Source organism: Micromonospora sp. DT48 (genome assembly GCF_049844495.1).
Lineage (GTDB): Bacteria > Actinomycetota > Actinomycetes > Mycobacteriales > Micromonosporaceae > Micromonospora.
This window is the reverse complement of the sequence record NZ_JBNCLE010000014.1, coordinates 1-22,998: the sequence shown is the minus strand read 5'-3', so window position 1 is coordinate 22,998 and position 22,998 is coordinate 1. Positions and strand designations below refer to the sequence as shown.

The 22,998-nt window shown below is 69.6% G+C and carries 21 protein-coding genes; 9 read left to right on the top strand and 12 right to left on the bottom strand.

Translation table 11 applies throughout. The features are described from left to right. Positions 1-51 precede the first annotated feature (51 nt). The 3 genes from ACLQ2S_RS18200 to ACLQ2S_RS18190 are packed head-to-tail and all read right to left on the bottom strand — an operon-like array spanning position 52 to position 4,112. Positions 52-1,659, bottom strand: a complete 1,608-nt coding sequence (locus ACLQ2S_RS18200; protein WP_155221852.1) for a tryptophan halogenase family protein — start codon at positions 1,657-1,659, stop codon at positions 52-54. Positions 1,660-1,716: 57 nt separating this feature from the next. Continuing rightward, positions 1,717-2,445 carry a tryptophan 2,3-dioxygenase family protein gene (locus ACLQ2S_RS18195; RefSeq protein ID WP_425702160.1) on the bottom strand — a complete coding sequence of 243 codons (729 nt, stop codon included), beginning with the start codon at positions 2,443-2,445 and terminating at the stop codon, positions 1,717-1,719. Between the two features lie 41 nt (positions 2,446-2,486). Continuing rightward, positions 2,487-4,112 carry a (2,3-dihydroxybenzoyl)adenylate synthase gene (locus tag ACLQ2S_RS18190; RefSeq protein WP_425702159.1) on the bottom strand — a complete coding sequence of 542 codons (1,626 nt, stop codon included), beginning with the start codon at positions 4,110-4,112 and terminating at the stop codon, positions 2,487-2,489. A 123-nt stretch (positions 4,113-4,235) separates the two neighbouring features. Between ACLQ2S_RS18190 and ACLQ2S_RS18185 the strand changes: the two genes are divergently transcribed. The 5 genes from ACLQ2S_RS18185 (at position 4,236) to ACLQ2S_RS18165 (ending at position 8,266) form a co-directional block, all read left to right on the top strand. Further along, on the top strand, positions 4,236-5,003 hold the full coding sequence (locus ACLQ2S_RS18185; protein WP_425702158.1) for a thioesterase II family protein: 768 nt from the start codon (positions 4,236-4,238) through the stop codon (positions 5,001-5,003). Next, complete coding sequence (locus tag ACLQ2S_RS18180; protein ID WP_155221856.1) at positions 5,000-5,746, top strand: SDR family NAD(P)-dependent oxidoreductase; 747 nt, start codon at positions 5,000-5,002, stop codon at positions 5,744-5,746. The genes ACLQ2S_RS18185 and ACLQ2S_RS18180 overlap by 4 nt, the downstream gene beginning before the upstream one ends. A 50-nt stretch (positions 5,747-5,796) precedes the next feature. Beyond that, positions 5,797-7,044 (top strand): pyridoxal phosphate-dependent aminotransferase, encoded by a 1,248-nt coding sequence (locus ACLQ2S_RS18175; protein WP_309223854.1) that lies wholly within the window; start codon positions 5,797-5,799, stop codon positions 7,042-7,044. 100 nt (positions 7,045-7,144) lie between these two features. Then, complete coding sequence (locus ACLQ2S_RS18170; RefSeq protein WP_155221858.1) at positions 7,145-7,714, top strand: flavin reductase family protein; 570 nt, start codon at positions 7,145-7,147, stop codon at positions 7,712-7,714. A gap of 18 nt (positions 7,715-7,732) precedes the next feature. Next, the gene (locus tag ACLQ2S_RS18165; RefSeq protein ID WP_155221859.1) at positions 7,733-8,266 is read left to right on the top strand and encodes a winged helix-turn-helix transcriptional regulator; all 534 of its coding nucleotides are present in this window, start codon (positions 7,733-7,735) and stop codon (positions 8,264-8,266) included. Between the two features lie 6 nt (positions 8,267-8,272). Here the strand turns inward: ACLQ2S_RS18165 and ACLQ2S_RS18160 are convergent, their stop codons facing one another. Both ACLQ2S_RS18160 and ACLQ2S_RS18155 read right to left on the bottom strand, forming a co-directional pair. After that, a complete protein-coding gene (locus tag ACLQ2S_RS18160) occupies positions 8,273-10,231 on the bottom strand; it encodes a multicopper oxidase family protein (RefSeq protein ID WP_155221860.1) in 1,959 nt (652 codons plus the stop codon). After that, positions 10,228-10,659: a DUF6220 domain-containing protein gene (locus tag ACLQ2S_RS18155; RefSeq protein ID WP_155221861.1), complete on the bottom strand. Its 432-nt coding sequence runs from the start codon at positions 10,657-10,659 to the stop codon at positions 10,228-10,230. Before ACLQ2S_RS18155 ends, ACLQ2S_RS18160 begins: the two co-directional genes overlap by 4 nt. 152 nt (positions 10,660-10,811) lie before the next feature. On the opposite strand from ACLQ2S_RS18155, the gene ACLQ2S_RS18150 reads away from it, so the two are divergent. The 4 genes from ACLQ2S_RS18150 to ACLQ2S_RS18135 all read left to right on the top strand — a co-directional run bounded on the left by ACLQ2S_RS18150 (position 10,812) and on the right by ACLQ2S_RS18135 (position 15,704). Further along, positions 10,812-12,044, top strand: coding sequence for a sensor histidine kinase (locus ACLQ2S_RS18150; protein WP_230462910.1), 1,233 nt, complete (start codon positions 10,812-10,814; stop codon positions 12,042-12,044). Further along, on the top strand, positions 12,041-12,721 hold the full coding sequence (locus ACLQ2S_RS18145; protein ID WP_309223855.1) for a response regulator transcription factor: 681 nt from the start codon (positions 12,041-12,043) through the stop codon (positions 12,719-12,721). The genes ACLQ2S_RS18150 and ACLQ2S_RS18145 overlap by 4 nt, the downstream gene beginning before the upstream one ends. 76 nt (positions 12,722-12,797) lie before the next feature. Next, positions 12,798-14,009 carry a cytochrome P450 gene (locus ACLQ2S_RS18140; protein WP_155221862.1) on the top strand — a complete coding sequence of 404 codons (1,212 nt, stop codon included), beginning with the start codon at positions 12,798-12,800 and terminating at the stop codon, positions 14,007-14,009. A gap of 120 nt (positions 14,010-14,129) precedes the next feature. Further along, entirely contained in the window at positions 14,130-15,704 is a 1,575-nt protein-coding gene (locus tag ACLQ2S_RS18135; RefSeq protein WP_155221863.1) for a flavin-containing monooxygenase, read from the top strand. Between the two features lie 109 nt (positions 15,705-15,813). On the opposite strand, the gene ACLQ2S_RS18130 is transcribed toward ACLQ2S_RS18135, so the two are convergent. The 7 genes from ACLQ2S_RS18130 to ACLQ2S_RS18100 all read right to left on the bottom strand — a co-directional run bounded on the left by ACLQ2S_RS18130 (position 15,814) and on the right by ACLQ2S_RS18100 (position 22,938). Beyond that, on the bottom strand, positions 15,814-17,607 hold the full coding sequence (locus ACLQ2S_RS18130; protein ID WP_309223856.1) for a non-ribosomal peptide synthetase: 1,794 nt from the start codon (positions 17,605-17,607) through the stop codon (positions 15,814-15,816). Positions 17,608-17,784: 177 nt separating this feature from the next. Continuing rightward, entirely contained in the window at positions 17,785-18,354 is a 570-nt protein-coding gene (locus ACLQ2S_RS18125) for a helix-turn-helix domain-containing protein (RefSeq protein WP_155221865.1), read from the bottom strand. 66 nt (positions 18,355-18,420) lie between these two features. Then, positions 18,421-19,830 (bottom strand): cation:proton antiporter, encoded by a 1,410-nt coding sequence (locus ACLQ2S_RS18120; protein WP_196222625.1) that lies wholly within the window; start codon positions 19,828-19,830, stop codon positions 18,421-18,423. Further along, positions 19,827-20,090, bottom strand: a complete 264-nt coding sequence (locus tag ACLQ2S_RS18115; protein ID WP_309223857.1) for an MbtH family protein — start codon at positions 20,088-20,090, stop codon at positions 19,827-19,829. Before ACLQ2S_RS18115 ends, ACLQ2S_RS18120 begins: the two co-directional genes overlap by 4 nt. Positions 20,091-20,202: 112 nt before the next feature. Then, entirely contained in the window at positions 20,203-21,870 is a 1,668-nt protein-coding gene (locus ACLQ2S_RS18110; protein WP_425702157.1) for a fatty acyl-AMP ligase, read from the bottom strand. Between the two features lie 174 nt (positions 21,871-22,044). After that, entirely contained in the window at positions 22,045-22,674 is a 630-nt protein-coding gene (locus ACLQ2S_RS18105; RefSeq protein ID WP_425702156.1) for a 4'-phosphopantetheinyl transferase superfamily protein, read from the bottom strand. 9 nt (positions 22,675-22,683) lie between these two features. After that, complete coding sequence (locus tag ACLQ2S_RS18100; protein WP_196222627.1) at positions 22,684-22,938, bottom strand: phosphopantetheine-binding protein; 255 nt, start codon at positions 22,936-22,938, stop codon at positions 22,684-22,686. Positions 22,939-22,998: the final 60 nt, after the last annotated feature.

The following is a 22,998-nucleotide window of genomic DNA, read 5'->3' as shown; positions in this document are numbered from 1 at the left end:
GCTTCGTCTCCGGCACCTCGATGTACCGGAGACGAAACCGACGACACGCTCTCAGAGACCGGCGCGCATGGCGGCGAAATACTCGTTCTGCGTGGGCAGTTCCTGCACCAGCTTCTGGGCCTTGGTGCGGATGCGCTCGAACTCCGCCATCGCCGCCCGCTCGTCGGCGAACTCCAGCGCCGGCGAGTGCCGCACGTCGATGCCGCCCGCGCCGAGCAGGATGCAGTTGTACGAGTAGGGCGGCAGACCGTGGTAGTACGGGTAGATCGACTCGGAGTCCGGCACCTTGTGCTGCCAGATCTCCAGGCGCTCGGCGAGCGAGTCGGGGATCGTACGGGTCTTGGTGTCCTTCCAGTACTGGTTGTCGACCCGCTTCGCACCCCGGTAGTGCAGGCAGAGGAACTCACGCACGCCGTCCATGACATGCGAGACGGACTTGTTGTACTGCTCCCTCAGCAGGTCGTCACCGCGCCCGGCCGGGAAGTACTTGACGATCTGCTCGATGGCGTGGTGGATGAAGAAGATGCCGGTCGACTCCAGTGGCTCGACGAAGCCGCTGGCCAGACCGACGGCGACACAGTTCTTCACCCACGAGCGGCGGCTGCGGCCGATGCGCATCCGGATGTGGTTCGCCGGCACGTCGGCCGCCTCCGGCCCGACGAACTCGCGCAGCGTCCGCTCCGCCTCCTCCGGCGTGGTGTACTCACTGGCGTAGACGTAGCCGGTGCCGATGCGGCTGATCAGCGGGATCGTCCAGATCCACCCGGCCTCCTGCGCGGTCGCGGTGGTGCACGGCCGCAGCGGCTTGCGGTCCATGTCCAGCGGCACCTGGAGGGCGACCGCGCTGTCGTTGGGCAGCGTGTCCTGGTAGGACACGAACGGCTCGCCGAGCGCCTTGTTCAGCAGCAACGCCCGGAAACCGGTGCAGTCGACGAAGAGGTCGGCGGCGAGTTCACCGTGCTCGGCGGTGCGTACGTGCGAGATGAACCCGTGTTCGTCGAGCGCCACGTCCACGACGTTGTCGACGATGTGCTTGACGCCCCGCTCGGTGGAGTAGCCGGTCAGGAACTTCGCCAGCAGGTGCGCCTCGAAGTGGTACGCGTAGGGGATCTGCGCACCCTGGTACTCCGCCATGGTCGACCGGGCCGTGGTCTCGTCCTGGTTCTGCTCGACGAATCCCTGGTCGACCAGGCTCCCGTCGAGGTACCGGGGGGAACGCTCGGCGTCACACAGCGACGCCATCACGAAGCAGTCCTTGTCGAACCGCGACGTCGTCGGGTAACGCAGCCACCAGTCGCTGAGGGGGAACCCGTCGACCGAGGCCATCTGCTCGAACGGGTGGTAGAAGTGGTGGCCCGGCTCGCGCCAGTTCTCGAACCGGACGGCCAGCTTGTAGGTGGCGTTGCAGGCCGGCATCCAGTCGGACTCTTTGAGCCGTAAGAACTCGAAGAAGTGCCGGATGTCGCTGAAGGTCGCCTCGCCGACGCCGATCGTGCCGACGCTCGCCGACTCGACGACGGTGACGTCGATCCGGCCACCGAAGGCGGCTGCCAGGTACGACGCGGTCATCCAACCGGCCGTACCACCACCGACGATGACGACTCGCTGTGTCCTGCCGGGCTCGCGCGTGTTCTTGGCGGCGGCACCACTGACAGTCATTGCGGTTCCTCCTTGTACCCGATTACCCGGGACTCGACGAAAGGGGTGTGCTTCGGCTCAGTGCTGGTCGACCCCGCCGCTGATCGCTGGCGTCAGGACCTCCGGGAACAACGTGCGCTCAGTCGACCGCCACAGGTAGGCGGCACCGGCCGACCCGGCCGTGCCACGGGCCGCGCCGAGGAACTGCTCGGCCAGTTGGGCATGGCGGGCACGCCACGAGCGCACCGCGTCGTCGAAGGCCACCAGGGCGGCGCGTACCCGCTCGACCGACCTCAGGTCACCGACAATCCGTGCCCGGTCGCGGTACTCGGCGAAGGCGCACGACAGCGACTGCTCCTCGCAGCGGGCGACGAGCCGAGCCCGTTCTCCCGAGGTGAACCCTGGCGTGTTGAGGAAGCGCGGGTCCCGGGCCCCGCACAGGAACTCGATCTCCCGATACTGTGCGGACTGGAAGCCGCTCGACGAGCCGAGGGTCGCTCGGATCTCGTCGAACGACTCGGGTGCCAGCGTGCTCAGAACGTCGAAGTGTCCGCTGAGCACCCGCATCGCCGACGGTAGCCGTTCGATGTGGTCAGCGGCGTCGTCCGCCCGGTCGCGGTTCAACGCGTCCCGAGCGGACTCGAGGTGTCGCAGGATGACCGCGAACCACAGCTCGCACGCCTGGTGGGCGGCGAAGAAGAGGGTTCGGTCCGGCTCGTCGCGCACGCAGGCGATGTCGAGCAGTTCCGCCAGCCTGAGGATCTCCCCGTACGCACGGTCGCGCTTGGTGTCCGTCGGATTGGTCATCGGTGTGCAGGCCCTCCTCAGCAAGGTGCAGCGACGGTGGCTCAGCGGCGCTGAAGCTCCCGCCGCCCCGCGCGCAGGGCGTTCTTGTCGATCTTTCCCACGGGGGTACGAGGCAGATCCGGCACGACGACCAACTCGTCGGGCAGCTTGTACGGCGCCAACCCACGGTCGCGGATGTGCTCCCGGATGGTGCGCAGTGACAACGGCGTCGCCGCCGCCTCCGCCTCGGCGGTGAGTACCACGAACACGCAGATCCGCTCGTCGACGGCGTCGTCGGGAATGCCGACGACCGCCGCGTCCCGCACCGACGGGTAGGTCAACACGTGGGCCTCCACCTCCTCGGCGGAGACCTTCTCGCCGAAGTGGTGGATGATGTCCTTGAGCCGGCCCTCGATGACGATGCGCCCGTCCTCGGTCAGCTTGGCCAGGTCGCCGGTGCGGTAGAACCCGTCGGCGGTGAACGCCCGACGGTTGTGCTCCGGCGCGGCGAAGTACCCCCGGATCGTGTACGGGCCACGGGTGAGCAGCTCGCCGGTCACCCCGGCCGGAAGCTCGCGGTCCTCGGCGTCGACGATCTTGACCTCGTCGTCCGGGCAGATGGGCGTGCCCTCGGTGGTGTAGACCACCTCCAGCGGATCGTCGAGCCGGGTGTGGGTGATCAGGCCCTCGCCGATGCCGTAGACGTTCATGATGCGGCACTTCAGGCCCGACCTGACCCGCTCGGCCGCGGCGGGGCTGAACTTCGAGCTGCCCACCTGGAGGGTCATGCCGCTCATGTCGACCGGCATGAACTGCGCCGCCTCGGTCCACAGCAGGGCCAGCGCGGGGACCAGTGCGGTGTGCGTGACCCCCTCCCCACCGATCAACGGGAAGACGTGGTCCGGGCTGGGGTTGGCGGCCAGGACGGCCTTCCCGCCGAGGAGCAGCGCGCCGAGCACACCCGGGCAGCCGAGCGCGGCGTTGTGCGGTACGGGGTTCGCGGCGAGATAGACGCTGTCCGCGCCGAACCCGGTCACCTCGGCGCACGCGAAGATGTTGTAGGCGTAGTCGTCGTGGGTGCGGGGGATCAACTTCGGCACACCCGTCGTCCCGCCGGACAGCAGCAGTAGCGCGATCTCCGAGGCGTCGACCGGGGGCAGCGTACGCGGTTCGGACTTGACCAACTCGGCCAGCGGGGTGAACTCGGCGCTGTCGCCGACGATCACGACGTGCCGCATGCTCGGCACGTCGGCGACGATCTCGCGAGCCAGCGCACGGTGGTCGAACCCCTGGAAACGGTCCGGACCGATGTAGGCCACCGCGTCCGAGGCACGGGCCAGGTGGGTGATCTCGTCCCGGCGGTGACCGGGCAGGGCCAGCACCGGTATCGCGCCGATGCTGAACACCGCCAACAGGACCGACAGGAATTCGTTCACGTTCGGCAGGTGCAGGATCAGCCGGTCGCGACTGCCGACACCGAGGTCGAGCAGGCCCGCGGCGATGCGATCGGCCTCGTCCGCCAGCTCCGCGTAGGTGACGCGACGAGTGGCGTCCACTGCGGCGATCCTGTCCGGATGGCGGCGGACGCTGTCGTCGAAGAGCTGCCGAAGGGAAAGACCTCGCCAGTAGCCCGCTTGGCGGTAGCGTTCGGCGACATCGGGCGGCCAGGGCACGAACCCGTCGAGCATGTGTCTGTCCTCCTTCGGTACGGCGATAACAGATTCCGGTAGCAGCCCAGGGGCCGCGTCACACCCGACAGAGCCTTGACAGATTGTCTAGATGATCAAGCGGCCTCGGTGACGCTCGATATCGTGAGCCGAACACGGAGATCCAATCGGGGTTGGTTACGTACGCTCACCAGCGTCGAAGAACCCACCGCACGGCTGGTCTGTTTTCCGCACTCCGGAGGCACGGCGGCGGTGTACCGCCCCTGGTCGACGGCGCTGCCGGCCGACGTGGCGCTGCACGCCGTGCAGTACCCGGGCCACGCCGACCGACTGGCCGAGCCGCCCGCCGACAGCATCGCCGAGATGGCGACCCAGGTGGCCGCGGAGCTACGACAGCTGCCGCCCGTCCGGTGCGCGCTGATCGGACACAGCCTGGGCGCGCTGGTCGCCTACGAGACCGCCCGCGCGATGCGGGACAGCGGCGCCCCCGTGCACCACCTGTTCGTCTCGGGCGCGGCCGGGCCGTGGCTGGCCGGTGGCGGCACCACCCACCGACTCGGTGACGACGAACTGTGGTCGTCGGTCGTGCGACTCGGCGGGATCGAACCGGAGATCGCCGACCAGCCCGAACTGCGCGACCTGCTGCTGCCCGTACTGCGGTCGGACATCACCCTGCACGAGACCTACCGCCCGGCACCGGAGGCCACGCCGCTGGAGTGCCCGGTGCGGGGCTACTACAACACCGAGGACCCGCTGGTCGACGCCGATCAGGTGGCCACCTGGGCGGCGGTCAACGACGGGGAATTCAGTATGCGAGCCCTGCCGGGGGGTCACTTCCGGTTGCTGTCCCACCCGGACGAGATGGTCGCCGACATCATGGCGGCCCTGACAGAGAGCGGGGTACGGCGATGAGCCTCGACGGCACTTCGGTCGTCGTCACCGGCGCCGCCACCGGCATCGGCCTGGGAATCACCGAGTGCCTGGTGAAATCGGGCGCCAAGGTGACGGTCGTCGGCCGCCGCGAGGAGCCGCTGCGGGTGCTGGCGGACCGCCACCCGTTCGCCGTGGCGGTGGTGGCGGCGGACGTCTGCGCCCCCGGCACCGCCGAGCGGGTCGTCGCGGTCGCCACGGAGACCTTCGGCCGCCTCGACGCGGTGGTCAACAACGCCGGCATGGCCCAGTTCGGCCCGATCGACACACTCGACCCGGCACGGTTCGACGAGATGTTCGCGGTGAACGTCCGCGCGCCCGCCGACCTGATCCGGTGCGCGCTGCCGCAGCTGCGGGCCAACAAGGGCAGCGTGGTCAACATCTCCTCGGTCGGCGGCGTGCTGTCGATGCCGGGTCGTGCCTACTACGGCGCGACCAAGGCGGCCCTCAACAGCCTCACCCGTTCCCTGGCCCGCGAACTCGCCCCGGACGTACGCGTCAACGCCATTCTCCCGGGCCCGGTGGACACACCGTTGTGGACCAACGCCGGACTGGACGACGCCGGCATCGAGCGGCTGCGGACCGACCTGACCGCGGCGACCCCGATGGGCCGTTTCGGCGACCGCACGGAGATCGGCCAATGGGTCTGCAACCTGCTCGATCCGGCGTTGTCCGGCTGGGTCACCGGCGCGCTGATTCCCGTCGACGGCGGCCGCACGGCATGAGCCCCGCCCAGTCAGGTACCAACCCTTCACGGAACAGAGGTGGTCAGAGCGTGAGCCCCGAAATCTCGTCCGCTGCCAGCTTCATCCCCTCCTCGTGTCTGCACACCATCTTCCGCGCCGCCCAGGACATGGAGCAGCGCACCGGCGCGGAGGTGGTCAAGCTGCACGTCGGTGACCCGTACTTCCATCCCGCCGACAACGTCGCCGACGCGTTCGTGGCCGCGGTGCGGCGTGGCGACACCAAGTACACCGGGCCGGAGGGCCTGCCCGAGCTGCGCGAGGCGACGGTCGAGAAGCTGCGTACGGACAACGGTGTGGACACCGTCGTCGACCGGGTGCTCGTCACGCCGGGCTCGTGCGAGGGACTCGCCGCCCTGCTGCAAACCCTCACCGAGCCCGGGGCCGAGATCCTCCTGCCGGAACTGCACTGGCCGGTCCACCTTCAGCAGAGTCTGCTCGCCGGTCTCCGGCCGGTCCTGTACCCGCTCGGGCCCGGCTTCCGACCCGACGTCGAGCAGATCGCGGCCGCCGCCAGCCCACGCACCAAGGTGCTGCTGATCAACTCGCCCGCCAACCCCACCGGTGTCGTGCTGAACCCCGACGAGATCCGGGCCCTGCTCGACCTGGCCCGCACCCGGGGCTGGCACGTGGTCAGCGACGAGGCGTACGAACACTTCTGCTACGAACGCGAGCATCTCTCCGTAGCGTCCCTGGAACGCGACGTCCCGGTCGACGAGCGCATCGTGCACAGCGTCTTCAGCTTCTCCAAGAGCTTCGCGATGACCGGCTACCGGCTCGGGTACGTCGTGCTGGCCAACGACCGCGCCGCCGATGTCATGCGGGTGGTCCAGGAGGCGAACATCATCGGCACCTCCACCCCGGTGCAGCACGCCGGAGTGGCCGCGCTGGCCAGCCGGCACGACGCCGCCGCCACCAACCGGAAGCTGGTGCAACGCAACCGCGACGTGGCCCTGCCACCGCTGGTCAAGGCCGGACTGCTGAGCGACCTGCCCGCAGGTGGCTGGTACGCGATGCTGGACGTGGCCCGGACCGGGCTGGACGCGGAGACGTTCGCGCTGCGCCTGCTGGAGCGCAAAGGTGTCGCCGTGGTCGCCGGCAACGGCTTCGCCATGCGTCCCGAACTCGACGACCGGGGCCACATCCGTGCCCACGACTTCGCACCCTGGGCGCGGCACCTGGTCCGGGTCGCGTTCTGTGTGGATCCCGGCTGGCTGGAGACCGGCGTACGCAAGATCCTGGAGTTCGTCGACGAATGCGGCGAAGAGGGTCCCCGATAGACCGGTCGCGCCGATCACCTGCCGTCGGGTTCTGCCCGACCGGCAGGTGCGGCGATCCGCAAGGCTCCCTGTGCGTTCGAGCGAGGAGGTGGGCAACACCATGCCGGAGCCCGTCACAGGCACCGTGACGTCACCGCTGGTCGACCCGGCGCAGTTCCGTTCCCTCATGGCCACACATCCCGCCGGGGTCGCCATCGTGACGACCACGGCGTCGGACGGCGTGCCGTGGGGACTGACCTGCTCGTCGGTGTGCAGCGTCGCGCTACAGCCGCCGACCCTGCTGGTCTGCCTGCGCGCCGCGAGTCCGACACTGGCGGCGCTGCTCGCGGTGTCCACCTTCGCGGTCAACCTGTTGCGCGACCACGCCGAGCGGGCCGCGCAGTTGTTCGCCTCCGGCGCGCCGGACCGGTTCGAGAAGGTCGCCTGGGCCCCGGATCCGGCATCCGGCATGCCGCACCTGGTCGACGACGCCCACACGACCGCGGACTGTCGCGTCAGCAACGCCATGCCCGTCGGTGACCACGTCGTGGTCTTCGGCACGGTGTTGCGGATCCGCGCCCACGCGGTCGCCCCGGTCAGCCCGCTGCTGTACGGCATGCGGCGGTACTGGTCGCTGGCCGGCACCCCGCCGTCCGAACCGTCCGGGCCGGATCCGGACGCTCGACGGTGAACGAGACCTGGAGTTGAGATGAGCAGTGTCCGCACCAGCGCCCAGCAGGGCGCACCGCGTTCCTCCGGCCCGAAGGCCCGGATCCCCGACTGCCCGCTGGGACGCACCGTGGAGACGGTGGGCGCCTGGTGGACGTTGGAGATCCTGCACGAACTGTTCAACGGCCACACCCGGTTCGCGGCCATCCGAACCAACCTCGAGACACCCACCGAACTGTTGACGGAGCGACTCGACGACCTGTGCACCCGGGGCCTGATCGAGCAGGTCGCCGACGTCGCGGGCGCCGAGGACCGGGAGTACCGACTGACCCCCCTGGGCCGGACGCTTCGTCCGCTGCTGCTGGTCATCGCCGCCTGGGGCAACCACCGGCTGGCCCCGGAGGACCGCAGCGTCGTGCTGGTCGACACCGAGACCTCGGCGGAGGTGGACCCGGTCGTGGTGGACCGGCGGACGGGTCGGCGGATCGACACCGAGAACGTGGTGTTCGCTCGCGGACCGAAGGCCAGCGAGAAGGTCGCGGCGAGATACCCGAAGATCATGCTGGCCACCTGAGTGCCGTCAGGAGGGGTGGCGGTGCCCCGCCGCGTGCGAGCCGTGGAACGGGGTGCTGACGCCGTCGTAGCGCAGGTGCAGCATCATGCCCTGTTCGGCGTGCGGCAGGTTGTGGCAGTGGTTCATCCAGATGCCGGGGTTGTTCGCCTGGAACGCCACCTCCCACACCTCGCCGGGGCGTACGTCGAAGGTGTCCATCCAGAGCGGACTGCCCTCGGCGGGCTTGCCGTCGCGGGACAGGATCAGCACCGGATGACCGTGCAGATGCCACGGATGGGTTTCCAGACTGCGGTTGACCACGGTGAAACGCACCACGTCGCCCTCGGTCACGATCTGGTCGGGGATCGACGGATGGCCCCGCCCGTTGACCGTCTGCGCGAACGCGGGCCGCCCGTCGACCATGGCCACCCCACGGTCGAGCACGAGGGTGAAGTGCCGGTCCGGGGTCGCCGTACGCAGGGGCACCGGTGCCGAGGTGCCGTAGGTGAGCAGGTCCAGTTCCGGCCAGCCGGCCGTGTCCTGCGTGGCCGCCTCGCCGTCGGGCGCGTCCGGTCGGGGTCGCACCCACACGGCGGCCACGCCGTCGACGAACAGCGCCACGGGGGTCTCCGGCATGGCGAACACCAGGTCGCGGCGCCCACCCGCGGCGACCCGCAGCGCCGTCCGGCTCGTCTCACCGGGCCCCTGTAGGTCACGGCCGTCGACGGCGACCACCCGGAACCCGGTGCCCGCCAGCGCGAAGCGACGCGGGTCGGAGTCGGTGTTGACCAGGCGCATCCGGACCGTCGCGCCGGCCGGCGCGACATGCTCGACGCCCGCGACCGCCGGGCCGCCGTTGAACGTGTGCACCGGAACGACCACGTCGAGATCCGCCGGCTGGGGATCCGCGCGGGGTGTCACGACGAGGACTCCGTAGAGGCCACGCCGCACGCCGACGTGGGACACGTGATGGGTGTGGTACCAGTAGGTGCCGACCTGGTCGGCGCGGAACCGGTAGTCGAAGGTGGCTCCGGGGTTCACCTTCGGCTGGCTGAGGCCGGCCACTCCGTCCTCCCCGCAGGGCACGTCGTAGCCGTGCCAGTGCAGGGTCACCCCCTCGTCGATGTCGTGGTTGGCCAGCGTCACCTCGACGAGGTCCCCCTGGGTCGCGGTGATCTGCGGGCCGGGGGCCACGCCCTCGAAGGTCCAGGCGTCGACGTCCTGCCCCGACGGCAGCCGCACGGCGGCCTTGCGGGCGGTCAGCTCGTAGGCGCGTCGTACGCCACCCGGCGCGGGTGTGTCGGGCCCGCGCAGGTCGGCCACCGAGACCGGGGAGGCGCCGGACGGGCCGGGACCACCACCGGCCGTGTGTTTCGGCGCGGAGGACAGCAACGTCAGGCCCACGCCGGTGCCGGTGGCGCCCACTGCGGCCACACCGCCGGCGACGCCGAGGAAACCGCGACGGGACAGGCTCGGCCCGGCATCCGGGTTCGCCTCCCCCGCCTCGAGGGGCGCGGCCAACGATCGCGCGGTCAGCAGCACCGCCGCCAGCACCAGACCGACCGTGATCAGTGCCACGGGCAGGGTCAGCGGATACCCGGCCAGGTAGGTGAGCCCGAACCCGGCCAACGCGGCGTACCCGGCGCCGAACAACGCGACGACGCCGGTAGGTCGGTCACCGGCCCGGCCGGACGCCCCGGTGACCCGCGCGTACAGCGGCGGCCCGGCCACCGCCACGGCGATCACCGCGGCCACCGCGAGCAGCGGCATCCCGAGCAGCACCTTCTCCTGGGCGAACCACCAGCCCCGCCCGGCCAGTAGTGCCACCGACACGGCCTTGCCGACGGTCAGCGCCAGCGCCGCGACGAGTAACGTCAGGGCGACCCTGGCGTAGCCGCGTAACGTCGTCACGGCGGCGGCGAGCCACCCGACGGCGGCCAACAGCGCCCAGGCGTGATCCAGGACGGTCAGTGCCGCCGTCGTCATGACCGGGCGGCGTGACTGGTCTCAGTGCTGCTCTCAGTGGGCTGCCAGGCGATCTGGCGTGCCTGACGGACCACCCACAGGGTGACGCCGAAGATGACCAGCCCGTTGACCGCGTGCACGCCGAAGATGAGGTGCCCCGCCTCGGAACCCTCGCCGAAGGACCGGGCCACCTCCCGGATCAGCGACTGGACGAGCACCAGTCCGGCCACCACGGCCGTCCTGCCGATCACCCGTCCGGGCATCCGGGCGAGCGCGGAGACCCCCACGAGCACGATGGCGAACGCGAGCATCGAGTACCCGAGGAAGCGGTGGGGTGAGAACGACTCCTCGATGGGGGCGGTATCGAACGCCCCACTCGCGGCGAGGTAGAACTGCACGACCTCGGCGAACAGCAGCAGCGAGGCCAGACCCGCGAAGAGCTTCTTCATGGGACAGATCGTCGCGTCGCACCGCCCCGCGCGCATGGCACCAAACGCGGCATCCGCTACGCCGATGCGCGTAGCGGACGCCGCTGCGGGTACGTCGCAGGGCGTAGTCGGCCACGCACCGGAGAGTTCGGTCGTTGTCGTAGGATCGCGGCATGAACCTGCGGGTGATGCCGGAACGACTGCGCTCCTGGTTCGCGCGGCGGCCTGCCTGGTTCGTCGACCTGCTGTTGGCGTTGTTCGTCACGGTGATGCAGGTCCAGAGCGTCAGCAAGCACGGTGCCGTCCTCCCCGAGCCGATCGCCCGACCCGTCTCCGACTTCGGGTACGCCGGCTTCGGCCTGGTGGTGGTGAGCGGCCTGGCCATCGCCGTGCGACGCCGGTGGCCGATCGCCGTGTTCGCGGTCACCGGCGTGACCAGCCTGGTCTACTTCGGTCTCGGGTTCCCCGACCGGATGGCCTGCCTCGGTCTCTTCGTCGCCCTCTACACCCTCGCCGCCTACGGCGACGGACGCCGCTCGCTGCTGATCGCCGGCGCGGGCACCGCGGTGCTCGCCGTCGGTTGGCTGGTCGCCGGGGCGGACATCCAGCCGGTGGAGGCCGTGGGTTGGGTGTTCCTCCGGATCGGCGCATCGGTCATCAGCATCACGCTCGGCGAGTCCGTACGATCCCGCAGGGTCATCGCCGCCGACGCCCAGCGGCGGGCCGAGCTGGCCGAACGGGCCCGCGAGGAGGAGACCCGGGCGCGGGTCGACGCCGAACGGTTGCGCATCGCCCGCGAGGTCCACGACACCGTCGCACACGCCATCGCCATCATCAACGTGCAGGCCAGCGTGACGGCCCACGTGCTCGACAAGCGACCGGCTCAGGCCCGCGACGCGTTACGCGCCATCGAGCAGACCAGCTCACGGGCGCTGCACGAGATGCGTGCCGTGCTCGGGGTCCTGCGTGAGGACGGGCGCGAGCCCAGTCCCGGCCTCGACCAGCTCCACGAGCTTGCCGAGAAGGGCCGTGCGGCCGGTCTCGACATCAGCATCGAGCAGACGTCGGCGACATCGCCGCTACCGAGCGCGGTGAACAGCGCGGCCTACCGCATCGTCCAGGAATCGATCACCAACGTGATCCGCCATGTCGGGCCGACCCGGGTGAGCGTGACGATCGAGGCGGCGTCCGACACGCTCCACATCCGGGTCACCGACGAGGGGGTACGCGACTCCGCGCTCGTCGCGGTGGGTGCGGGCGGTCCACCGTCGAGTGGTCGGGGCATCATCGGGATGCGGGAACGCTGCCAACTGCTCGGCGGGGACCTGCACGCCACCGCCCGTCCCGACGGCGGCTTCGAGGTCATCGCCCGCCTGCCGCTCGCGCCGGTTGCGGCACGCCAGTGACCGACCCGCTCATCAAGGTGCTGCTCGCCGACGACGAGCGGCTGGTCCGTTCCGGCTTCCGGCTACTGCTGGACCTGGAGGACGACATCACCGTGGTCGGCGAGGCCACCAACGGCGCCGAGGCCGTCGAGTTGGCCCGCGTCACCCGGCCCGACGTCATCCTCATGGACATCCGCATGCCGCGACTGGACGGCATCCGTGCCGCGGCGCAGATCGCCGAGATGCCGGGGTTGGAGCAGGTGCGGATTCTCATCCTCACCACCTACGACACCGACGAGAACGTGTTCGAGGCCCTCCAGGCGGGCGCGAGTGGTTTCCTGCTCAAGGATGCCGGCCCCGCCGAGCTGCTGCACGCCATCCGGGTCATCGCCGCCGGGGACGCGCTGCTCGCCCCCCGGGTCACCCGCAGGCTCATCAGCCAGTTCACGGCACGACGTAAGGCCGCGCAGGCGGGCGAGGAGCGGCTCGCGGTACTGACCGACCGCGAACGTGAGGTGCTGACGCTGGTCGCGCAGGGGTTGAGCAACGACGAGATCGGTGCCGCGCTGTTCCTCAGTCCGGCGACCGCGCGTACGCACGTCAGCCGCATCATGGGCAAACTCGGCGCCCGCGATCGTGCGCAGCTGGTGGCGATCGCCTACCAGACCGGGCTGGGCCAGTACACCGAGCAGCACTGAACCCGTAGCGGGTCGGGCCCGAAAGGAACAGGCAAGAGTCCACACCAGAGGGTGCTCTGGCTGCCACCATCTTGCCATGAGCGAGTCTGCCCTCGGTGTCCGGTCCCTGGACCTGGTCGATCCCGCCACCTTCGTCGACAACGACGTGCACGCGTTCTGGCGGGAAGTACGGGCGACGAGGCCGGTCTACTGGCACGAGGCCACGCAGGGCGGTCCCGGGTTCTGGGTGGTGTCCCGGTACGCCGACGTCCAGGCGCTCTACCACGACGCGGCGCTCAGTTCCGAACGCGGCAACGTGCTCGATGTGGTGCTGCGGGGCGACGACTCGGCGGGCGGAAGCATGCTCGCGGTCACCGACGGACCGCAGCACCGGAAGCTGCGCAACCTGATGTTCAGCGCCTTCACCCCACGCGCGCTGGGCGAGGTGGTGGCCAAGGTCCAGATCCGCTCCACCGAACTCGTGGCGCAGGTCGTCGGTGCGGGGCCCGTCGACTTCGCCGCCGAGGTGGCCGACCAGATCCCGATGAACACCATCTGCGACCTGCTGTCGGTGCCGCTCGGCGATCGCAAGGACCTGTTGCAGTGGAACAAGATGGCGCTGTCGTCCGACCGGGCCGACAGCACCGACCTGGACGCGCTCAGCGCTCGCAACGAGATCCTGCTCTACTTCGTCGACCTGGCGCAGGAGCGGCGCGACAAGCCCGGCGACGACGTGATCAGCATGCTCGCCAGCGCCGAGGTGGACGGGGTCGCGCTGACCGTCGAGGAGATCGCGGTCAACTGTTACAGCCTGATCCTCGGCGGCGACGAGACGTCCCGGATCTCGGCGATCTGCGCGGTCCTGGCCCTGATCGAGAACCCCGACCAGTGGGAGGCCCTCCGCACCGGCGCGGTCGACCTCGATTCCGCCGTCGAGGAGGTGCTCCGCTGGGCGACCCCGGGGATGCACGTGGCACGCACCGCGGTGAGCGATCTGGAGATCCACGGGCACCGGGTCCGCCCCGGCGACATCGTCACCCTGTGGAACACCTCGGCGAACAACGACGAGGCGGTCTTCCATCAGCCGCGTCGGTTCACCCTGTCCAGGTCACCCAACAAACACCTCTCCTTCGGTCATGGCCCGCACTACTGCCTCGGCGCCTTCCTCGGCCGCGCCGAACTGCGGGCACTGCTGGCCACCCTGACCACCCAGGTGGCCCGGATGGAACTGTGCGGCAAACCGCGTCCCATCTACTCGAACTTCGTCTCCGGCTACGACACGCTGCCCGTCCGTTTCGAAACCGGCTGATTCACGGCGACACCGGGCGGCAGCCCCTGGGCGACCCGGCTACCCGTGTCCATCCCCGACGGGCGCGACCGCCGCGGCCGGGCGATCCCACCCCCGAGACCGCATTTCGAGAATGTCGAGGTGACCGTGAAAAACGTCTGTGTCATCGGCGCGGGCCCGTCGGGCCTCATCGCGATGAAGGAACTACTGGACGAGGGTCACACCGTGACCTGTTTCGATCACAACGCCGAGATCGGTGGAGTGTTCCGCGCGGACGCCGGCAACGACGAGCCGGCTGCCTACGACTCGACGCTGCTGACCATCTCCAACTACATGATGGCGTTCTCCTGCTTCCCGCCGCCGGAGAAGCAGGAACGGCGGTTCTGGACGGCCGCCGAGTACCGGCAGTACCTCAACGACTTCGCCGACACCTTCGGTCTGCGGCCCCTGCTGCGCCCCCGCACCGACGTGCTGAGCATCGCCAGGAGTGACACCGGCGACGGCTACGTGGTCGAGACCGCCTCCGTGGACGACCCCGCCGCCCGCACCAGCCATCAGTTCGACGCCGTGGTGGTGTCCAGCGGCACGCACCGGGTTCCCAACAAGGTCAGCCTGCCGGGTCAGGAGGACTTCACCGGGGTGATCACCCACTCGGCCTACTACCGCAACGCCGAGCCGTTCCGGGGCAAGCGGGTGCTGTGCATCGGCATCGGCGAGACCGCTGCCGACGTCGTCAACGAGATCGCCCAGGTGGCGGCGAGTTGCACCCTGTCGGTACGCCGCTGGCAGTCGGTCGTCGCACGGTTTCCGGGGAACCGCCCGCATCCGAACGACGCCTACACCTCGGAGATGCTCAACGCGTTGCCGCTGGCGGCCGCCACCGCAGTGCACCGCGTCGGGACGCTGATCGGCAAGCGGTTCGGCAAGAACCCGGTGAGCCGGGCGGTGGCCGAGTGGAACTCGCACAACAAGACCTTCTTCAACCACTTCCTGACCAAGAACGAGGCGTTTATCCACCGGATCGTCGACGGCACGCTGACGGTCAACGCCACCGGCATCGAGCGACTCGGTCCGGACTACGTCCAGTTCAAGGACGGCAGGCGGGTCACGATCGACACGATCATGCTGAACACCGGCTACACCGAGGACTTCACCCTGCTCAAGGACGTGCAGATCACCGACGTGCGCCAGATGTACAAGCACATGATCCACCCGGAGCTCGGCACCGGTGTGGTCTTCATCGGGTGGGCCCGGCCCGCGGCGGGTGGCGTCCCGGCCTGCTCGGAGATGCAGGCCCGCTACTTCGCGCTGCTGTGCAGCGGCAAGCGGACCCTGCCGCCGCCGGCCGAACTCGATCAGCTGATCAAGCGGCAGGCGGCCTACGAGGACGAGTTCTTCACCGGCAACCCCGAGCTGCGTACGCTGGTGCACTACAACCGCTACATGATCGATTTCGCCAAGGTGATCGGTTGCTCGCCGTGGCGACCGGAGGTGTTCCGCGAGCCTCGGCTGGCGTACCACCTCTGGTGCGGTTCGCAGGTGCCCCTCGTCTTCCGCCTGTACGGGCCGCACAGCGACCGGGAGAACGCCAAGCGCCGGATCCTGGAGCTACCGGTCGCCTTCGGCCCCGCGGAGATCATCCTGGCCACCGCGCTCACCGGTGTCACCCGCGCGCTCGGCGCGGTGGGCCTGGTGAAACGCGACGGCGTCTACTGACTCCGGAGCCGGCGGTACACGTCACCGCCGCGCGCCCGCTCCACCCGACAACCACGGTGAGCCGGGGTGCTGCCCACGACCGACGGTCCGGGCAGCACCCCACCCACGCCTACCGTGACCGCGCCATGATCTCGGCCAGCTCGGCCAGGCTCTCGGCCTCGAAGACCGAACGCATCGCGACGCTCACGCCCAACTCCTTACGCATCCGGCTGGCGAGCTTGGCCGCGAGCACCGAATGGCCGCCCAACTCGAAGAAGTTGTCCTGCGGCGTCACCTCGGTGAGGTCCAGCGTCTCGGCCACCAGGCCGCAGAGCAGCACCTCCAGCGAAGGCGCGTCACCGGTGGCGGGCGGGTCGACGGCGCCCGACGGAGCATCCTCCGGCCCGGGTCGCTGCTCGGCCGCAGCCGTCGCCGCCCGCTCGGCGAGTGCCTTGCGGTCGATCTTGCCGTTCAGCAGGGTGGGCAGCCGGTCCAGCACGACCACGGTCGACGGGACCATGTGGTCGGGCAGCGCCGCCCGCACGTGCTCGCGTACCTCCGCCGCCTCCGGACTGCGCTCCCCCGAGGCGGTCACGTAGGCGACGATGTGCTGGGACGAGGCGTCGGCGCCACCGAGCACCGCCACCGCCAACTCCACCGCCGGGTGGCTCTCCAACCGCGCCTCGACCTCGCCGAGCTCGACCCGGAAGCCGCGAACCTTCACCTGGTCGTCGACCCGCCCGGTGAAGTAGAGCTCGCCGTCGGCCGCGCGCCTGCCCCGGTCACCGGAGCGGTACATCCGGCTGCCGGGCGGGCCGTACGGGTTGGCGACGAACCGTGCCGCGGTCAGGCCCGGACGGTGCAGGTACCCCCGTGCGACACCGCTGCCGGCCAGGTAGAGCTCACCCTCGCCACCGTCGCGCAGATCCCGCAGCTGCTCGTCGAGCACGTACACCGCGCTGCCGTCCCAGGGTGACCCGATGCTCACCGCCTCCTGCACACCGTCGACCGGTCCACCGATCGACGTGCCGACGGTCACCTCGGTCGGGCCGTAGCCGTTGAACAGCCGCCGCCCCTGAGACCACTCGGTCGCCAGAGCCCTGGTGCAGACGTCCCCGGTGGAGGTGAGGGTGCCGCCGGACAACAGGCCCGCGCTGTCGGTGATGCTCAACGCCACCGGCGGTAGCGTCGCGTGGTCCACCCGGTAGGTCAACATCGTCTCGCGCAGCGAGTCACCGGGCATCAGGGCGTCCTGCTCGGCCATCACCAGCGTCGCCCCGTGCATGAGGGCCATGGTGAAGTCCCAGAACCAGGCGTCGAAACTGAACGACGCCCACTGCAACACCCGCTCGCCGGGGCGGATGCCGTACACCCGGGCCTGCGTGGAGACCAGGTCCGCCACCCCGGCGTGGGTGAGCGCGACGCCCTTGGGCACGCCCGTCGATCCCGAGGTGTAGATGACGTACATCAGGTTATCGGCGGTCAGCGGTCCCAGCCGTTCGTCCGCGGTGACGTCGTCACCGCGTTCGCCCGCGCACTGCGCCACGCACTCCGCGGAGTCGAGCACCAGCTCCGGCACGCCCAGGTCCAGCGGGGCGACGCTGCCGGTCCGCAACAACAGCACGGCACGGGCGTCGGTGACCATGTGGGTCAACCGCTCGGCCGGGTAGGTGGGATCGAGCGGCAGGTACGCACCGCCCGCCTTCAACACGGCGAGGACCGCCGTGATCAGCGCGTCGGAACGTGGCACCGCGATCGCGACCAGCGAATCCGGCCCCACGCCGGCCGCGATGAGCCGACGGGCCAGTCGATTCGCGCGTGCGTTCAATTCCGGATACCCGACGACGGTTTCCCCGAAAATGACCGCCGGAGCCTCACCGGAGGTCAGCACGCTCGCCTCAAAGAACTCCGAAACAGTGTCCACTCCGCCTCCGACGCAGCTTTCCTGCCAATGTGTATCGACCATAGCCGTGGTCACACCACGCTTTGTCGTACGCTTTCCCGGGTCTTTCAGATTGCTTGCGCTCCGACGGACCGCACGATCGGATCCGGGTGACCGGTCGCGGTCAGGGTCGGATGAGGTCGACGGGGTCACCTCCGCTCACCGTGACCGGGACCTTCTCGACGCCGCCGTGACCGCCCGCCGGGTGTCCACCTGAGGGGTCGACGTTCGGGAGGCGGGCTCGACGAAGAAGCCACGGCCCCAGACGGTACGGATCGCGAGGCCGACGATCTCAAGACGTCGACGGAGCCGCATGACGTGCAGGTCGAGCGCGTTGCTCGACGAGCTGGCACCGGAGCTTTCCAGGATCTCCCGTAGCTCTGTCCGGTAGACCAGCTGGCCGTATCTGTTCAGCAGCGGCGCCAGCATCTCGCACTGCATCAGCGAGAGCGTGACGGATGTGTTGTTGAAGTACAGCATCCCGGCCGGGTCCAGCACCGGCTTCTCGTTGAGGACCGCCCGGGCCGCCAACTGGCGGATCCGGACCTGGAGGTCCTCCCGGCCGATCGGCGGGCGCACCCAGTCCTCGTAGATACTCAGTTGGTCTGGCGGTGCCGCGCCGTGCTCCACGATCAGCAGACAGAGATGCTGCTGCTCGTGGCATTCCGCGCGGATGTCACTCTCCGCAGGCCAACGTACGAACTTAACCAGGTTCTTGACATCGACCATCGCCTGCATCCCCCATAGCCACCATGTCTCGATGGGAATTAAGAAATGCCACCCCTGAGACACTCCTCACAGGTCTCTCTTCTTTCCGTCGAAGCGATCGGCCGGCGCGCCGGCCACCAGCGGGTGTTCCCGCCGGTCGGATGTGGAGGGCGGTAGCGCCGCTGCGACCCGCCCGTCGTGCCGTAGTGACCAGCGCACCAGTGGCCCCGTCGCCGCCGTGGTGAGCACCGCGACGAGCACCAGGACGCTGTAGCCCAACTGGTTGAGGAAGCCGGCTTGGTAGCCGATGCTCAACACGACCAGTTCGGTGACTCCTCGGCAGTTCATGAGCATCCCGAACCGCAGCGCTTCGCCGTTCGGCATCCCGGTCAACCGCGCCGCCCCGCCCGCCCCGATGATCTTGGTGACCAACGCGGCCACCAGCACCCCGATGAACACCAGCCAGGTGACCGGCGTGGTGCCCAGCAGCCCGATCGAGGTCGTCATGCCGACCCCGGCGAAGAACAGCGGCAACAGGATGAGCAGGGTGAAACCCTCCAGTTGCTGGCAGATCCGTTCCACGACCAGGGAGTCGCGCGGCACGGCGACGCCGAAGAGGAAGGCGCCCACCACCGGGTGCAGGTGGATGGACTGGGTGAGCACCGAGTAGCCGATCGCCCCGGCCACCAGCACCACCGTCAACGACGGGGCGGAACCCAGTCGTCGCACCAGCGCCACCAGCAACGGGCGTACGCACAGCGCCGTGACGAGGACCAGCGCGGCCCCGAGCAGCAGGACGCGTACTCCCCCACCGCTCGTGCTCTGCCCGGCCAACAGGAAGGCCAGCACCAGCCAGAGCAGCCCGTCGCCGATGGCTGCCGCCGAGATGGACAGCACACCGACGCTGGTGTGGCGCAGCTTCAGGTCGTCGAGGATGCGGGCCAGCACGGGCAACGCGGTCACCGCCATGGCCAGCCCGACGAACATCATCGTGCCCGTCGGCGAGTCCTGCGAGCCGACGAACAGACCACCGGTGAGGGCGACGATGCCCATCCCCGCCAGCCACGGCAGACCCATGCCGGCGACCACCACCGCGCCGACCACGCCCTTGCGCTCGATCCGGTCGGTACGCAGCTCACAGCCGAGCAGGAAGACGAAGATGACCAGACCCAGCTGAGCGACCTTGTCGAGCCCGTCCATCACCATCGGAGGGAACAGGAACCCGGTCGCCGACGGCCAGACAGCGCCGAGCAGCGACGAGCCGAGCACCAGGCCGCCGACCATCTCGCCGACGACCGACGGCTGACCCAGCCGCCGGGCCAGCGCCGCGATGGCCTGGCAGGTCACCAGGACCACCGCGATCGCGAGCAGGAATCGGGTGAGCGAGTCCCCGTCGGGCGAACCCGCCGTGTCCCACAGCGGCACCGTGCTCACCAGCACGACAAGCCCGAGGGCCGCACCGAGCAGGGTCCGGGTCCGTGTGGACAGGGTGATCACGCTCGCAAGCCGGTTGACCAGGTTCGGCCTGGGTCCGGGCCTACCCAACCGGCCCCCGACCCGGCGTCCCGCAGGCTCTTCGGGCGCATGTCGGTCCAGGTCCGGTCGATGTGGTCGACGACCTGGCGTCGGGCCGCCGGCCCGTACACCACGTGCCAACCGTCGGGGACGGCGATCCCGACCGGCCACAGGGAGTACTGTTCCTCGTCATTACGCAGGGCCAGGAATTCCTGGCTGTCGTCGTCGAACGGATTGGACACGCGGACAACCCCTCAGGATCTCGAATGGTTTCCGGACGGTGACAGGTCAGGGTTGTGGCAGGCCCCAGTCCTCGTGGCCGGTGAGCCGGCGAGGTCGGTGGGCATCCGGCTGTCAGGTCGGCGCGGACGCCGGGTTCTCGATGAACAGTTGACGTGCCTTCGCTCGTTGCAGCTTTCCGCTGGTGGTCTTGGGAATGCTTCGTCTCGGGACGAGGTGCACCTGCGCCACGGGCACGCCGGTCTTCGCGCTGACCGTGCTGCGCACCGCCTGGCGGAGCGCCTCCTGCTGATCGGCGGGTACGTACGACTCGACGATGAGGTGCAGTTCCTCGGAGTCTCCGTCCTCGGGTCGGTGACCGACGGCCACGACCGTGCCGAGTCGGATGCCCGGCACCGACTCGACGGCCTGCTCGAAGTCGGACGGGAAGTAGTTGGACCCGCGGATGATGATCAGATCCTTCGACCGTCCGGTGATGCGGATCTCGCCGTCTCGCAGGTAACCCACGTCGCCGGTCTTCCACCAGCCCGGCTCGGCGATGGACGCGGCGGTCTCCTCCGGCATGTCGAAGTAGCCGACCGTCCGGGCGGGGCTGCGGAACTGGATGTCACCGATCTGGTTGTCGCCCAGTGGGTTGCCGTCACTGTCGACGACCCGGACCTCGGTGTCCACGACGGGTGCGCCACAGGCGACGACGTGCATCGCGCTCGGGTCGCCCGGGTCGACGTCGATCGCCTGGCCGTGCGTGACGGCGGCCGTACGGTCGATGGTGTCGACCTGGACCGGTCCGTTGTCCCGCGCCATGGTGATGGTCAGGGTGGCCTCGGCCATGCCGTAGCAGGGCATGAGCAGGTCCCGTCGCAGGCCCCACCGGGCGAACCGGTCGACGAAACGCTGGACGGTGCCGGGGTGGATGGGCTCCGCTCCGCAGAACGCCATCCGCCAGGACGACAGGTCCACGTTCTCCATGTCACTGTCGCGTACCCGGTCGGCCGCGTAGCCGTAGGCGAAGTTGGGCGCCGCCGAGAAGTTCCCCCTCGTCGCGCTGATGTTGCGCAGCCACTCGACCGGCGAACGCAGGAACTGCGTCGGGGGCATGAGCACGGTGTTGCTTCCGACGAACGTCGGAACCATCAACCCCGACATGAGGCCCATGTCGTGGTACAGCGGCAGCCAGCTCACTCCCGTCTCGTCGATCGACCATCCCGTCGCCTTGACGTTCTGCGTCATGTTCGCGGACAGGTTGGCGTGCGAGATCATCACGCCCTTGGGCCTGCCGGTCGATCCAGACGTGCACTGGATGAACGCCAGTTCGTCCTCGGAAGGCAGCCGGAACTGCCGCAGTGACGCCTCGGCCGACGCCGCACGCTCCAGCAACACGTCACCGTCGACGAACACCGTGTCCACCACGGTCTCCGACGCCTCGACCACGGCACCCTTGGCCACCACCGCCGCCGGCCGCAGATAGGCCACCAGCTCCTTGACCTGACCGTCGAACCCGGCCGCGCGCCCGAAGCTCGTCGGCACCGCGATCGCCGTCGGGGCCGCGCCGAGCAGCTGGCAACCGAAGAACGCCGTCACGAACGTCCAACTCGTCGGCAGACACAGCAGGACCCGATCGCCTCGGCCCACGCCGTAGTCGGCGAGGACCGCCGCGCACCGCATGGCCTCGTCGAGGACCTCGTCGTACCGGCGCGACTCCAACCGACCCGGCTCGGGCACGACCGTCATCTGCTTACCGTCCGACCCACGCTCCGCCTGCGCCACCAGCGCATGCGTCACGGTGGGATGGTTCGGAACACTACCCCTCATCAACCCCGCTCCTCACAACCTAGGACGGCCCTACCCCACAACCCGTGACGAGTCCGGAGGCGATGCTTGTGGCTTGCCGATCCGGTCCCGAACCGCACGGTCAACTCGTCGACCACGTTCCGCACCACGTGGTCTCTCGCGATGTCACTGCTCACCCGACCCGCCGTCTGCGGTGGACCGCCCGTTCCCCTCGGGCTCCTCGGTGCCGTACCGCCGCACCGCCAAGGCGAACGAGGAACCAGCCTCGGAGCACACCCATACCGGCATCGACAGACCGCCGAATGAGGCGACCAGCCCGGCGTCGGACCGGACCAACCCGATCCGCCAGAACAGCAGGCCGTCCGCGACCACCGTCCCGGCCAACGCCTTGAACGCCGCCTCCTTGGCCGAGAACAGCTCGACCGGACTGTGCCGGCCGGCCGGCGCCAGCAGGGTGCGTCGCTCCCGATCGTTGAGAACAAACCTGGCCATGCGCTCGGTGACCGCCGCATCCTCGATGTCGACGCCGACCCCGGCCGCACCGGGGACCACCGTCGCGACCGCCATCCGGTCGGTGTGGGCGATCGACCCCGGGTACCCACGCGGGAAGTCCGGCCTGCCGCCGGTGGCGCGCGGGACGGCCCGCACCGCCGATCCCGCTGCGGCCAGTGCCGCCGCCGCGGCCTGACGACCGGCCTCGGACTGCTCACGCGGCCCGTACGGCGGCGGCACCGGGCACCACCGAATGGACGCCTCCGGCGTGACGGCGGTGGGGGTCCCGAGTACGGCGGTCACCGAGTCACCTCACACGCGCAGCGCCACGACGTGGTCGGCGAGCGAGCTGATCGAGCGCAGCACCTCCGGTTGGATGTCGTCGTCCCACTCGAAGCCGAACGCGTCCTCCATCCGCACCAGCAGGCTGACCAGGGCCGCCGAGGACAGTCCCTGCTGACGCAGCGACACCGTGTCGGATACGTTCCGCACGAAGCTGTCCGGGCCGTGCATCTCGACCAGCAGCTCACGGATGCGCTGCCGGGTCTGGGTTACCTGGTCAGGCATTCGCCTCGACCTCGTCGACGAACTTCGCCACCAACGCCTGGAAACCCGACGCGTCATCCA

Bases quoted from the DNA above. Each gene is read 5' to 3' on its own strand.
- ACLQ2S_RS18165 (WP_155221859.1), top strand. From the start codon at position 7,733: ATGAGCAGTGTCCGCACCAGCGCCCAGCAGGGCGCACCGCGTTCCTCC.
- ACLQ2S_RS18190 (WP_425702159.1), bottom strand. From the start codon at position 4,112: ATGCTCGACGGGTTCGTGCCCTGGCCGCCCGATGTCGCCGAACGCTAC.
- ACLQ2S_RS18155 (WP_155221861.1), bottom strand. From the start codon at position 10,659: ATGAAGAAGCTCTTCGCGGGTCTGGCCTCGCTGCTGCTGTTCGCCGAG.
- ACLQ2S_RS18150 (WP_230462910.1), top strand. From the start codon at position 10,812: ATGAACCTGCGGGTGATGCCGGAACGACTGCGCTCCTGGTTCGCGCGG.
- ACLQ2S_RS18100 (WP_196222627.1), bottom strand. From the start codon at position 22,938: ATGCCTGACCAGGTAACCCAGACCCGGCAGCGCATCCGTGAGCTGCTG.
- ACLQ2S_RS18180 (WP_155221856.1), top strand. From the start codon at position 5,000: ATGAGCCTCGACGGCACTTCGGTCGTCGTCACCGGCGCCGCCACCGGC.
- ACLQ2S_RS18170 (WP_155221858.1), top strand. From the start codon at position 7,145: ATGCCGGAGCCCGTCACAGGCACCGTGACGTCACCGCTGGTCGACCCG.
- ACLQ2S_RS18140 (WP_155221862.1), top strand. From the start codon at position 12,798: ATGAGCGAGTCTGCCCTCGGTGTCCGGTCCCTGGACCTGGTCGATCCC.
- ACLQ2S_RS18160 (WP_155221860.1), bottom strand. From the start codon at position 10,231: ATGACGACGGCGGCACTGACCGTCCTGGATCACGCCTGGGCGCTGTTG.
- ACLQ2S_RS18125 (WP_155221865.1), bottom strand. From the start codon at position 18,354: ATGGTCGATGTCAAGAACCTGGTTAAGTTCGTACGTTGGCCTGCGGAG.
- ACLQ2S_RS18195 (WP_425702160.1), bottom strand. From the start codon at position 2,445: ATGACCAATCCGACGGACACCAAGCGCGACCGTGCGTACGGGGAGATC.
- ACLQ2S_RS18200 (WP_155221852.1), bottom strand. From the start codon at position 1,659: ATGACTGTCAGTGGTGCCGCCGCCAAGAACACGCGCGAGCCCGGCAGG.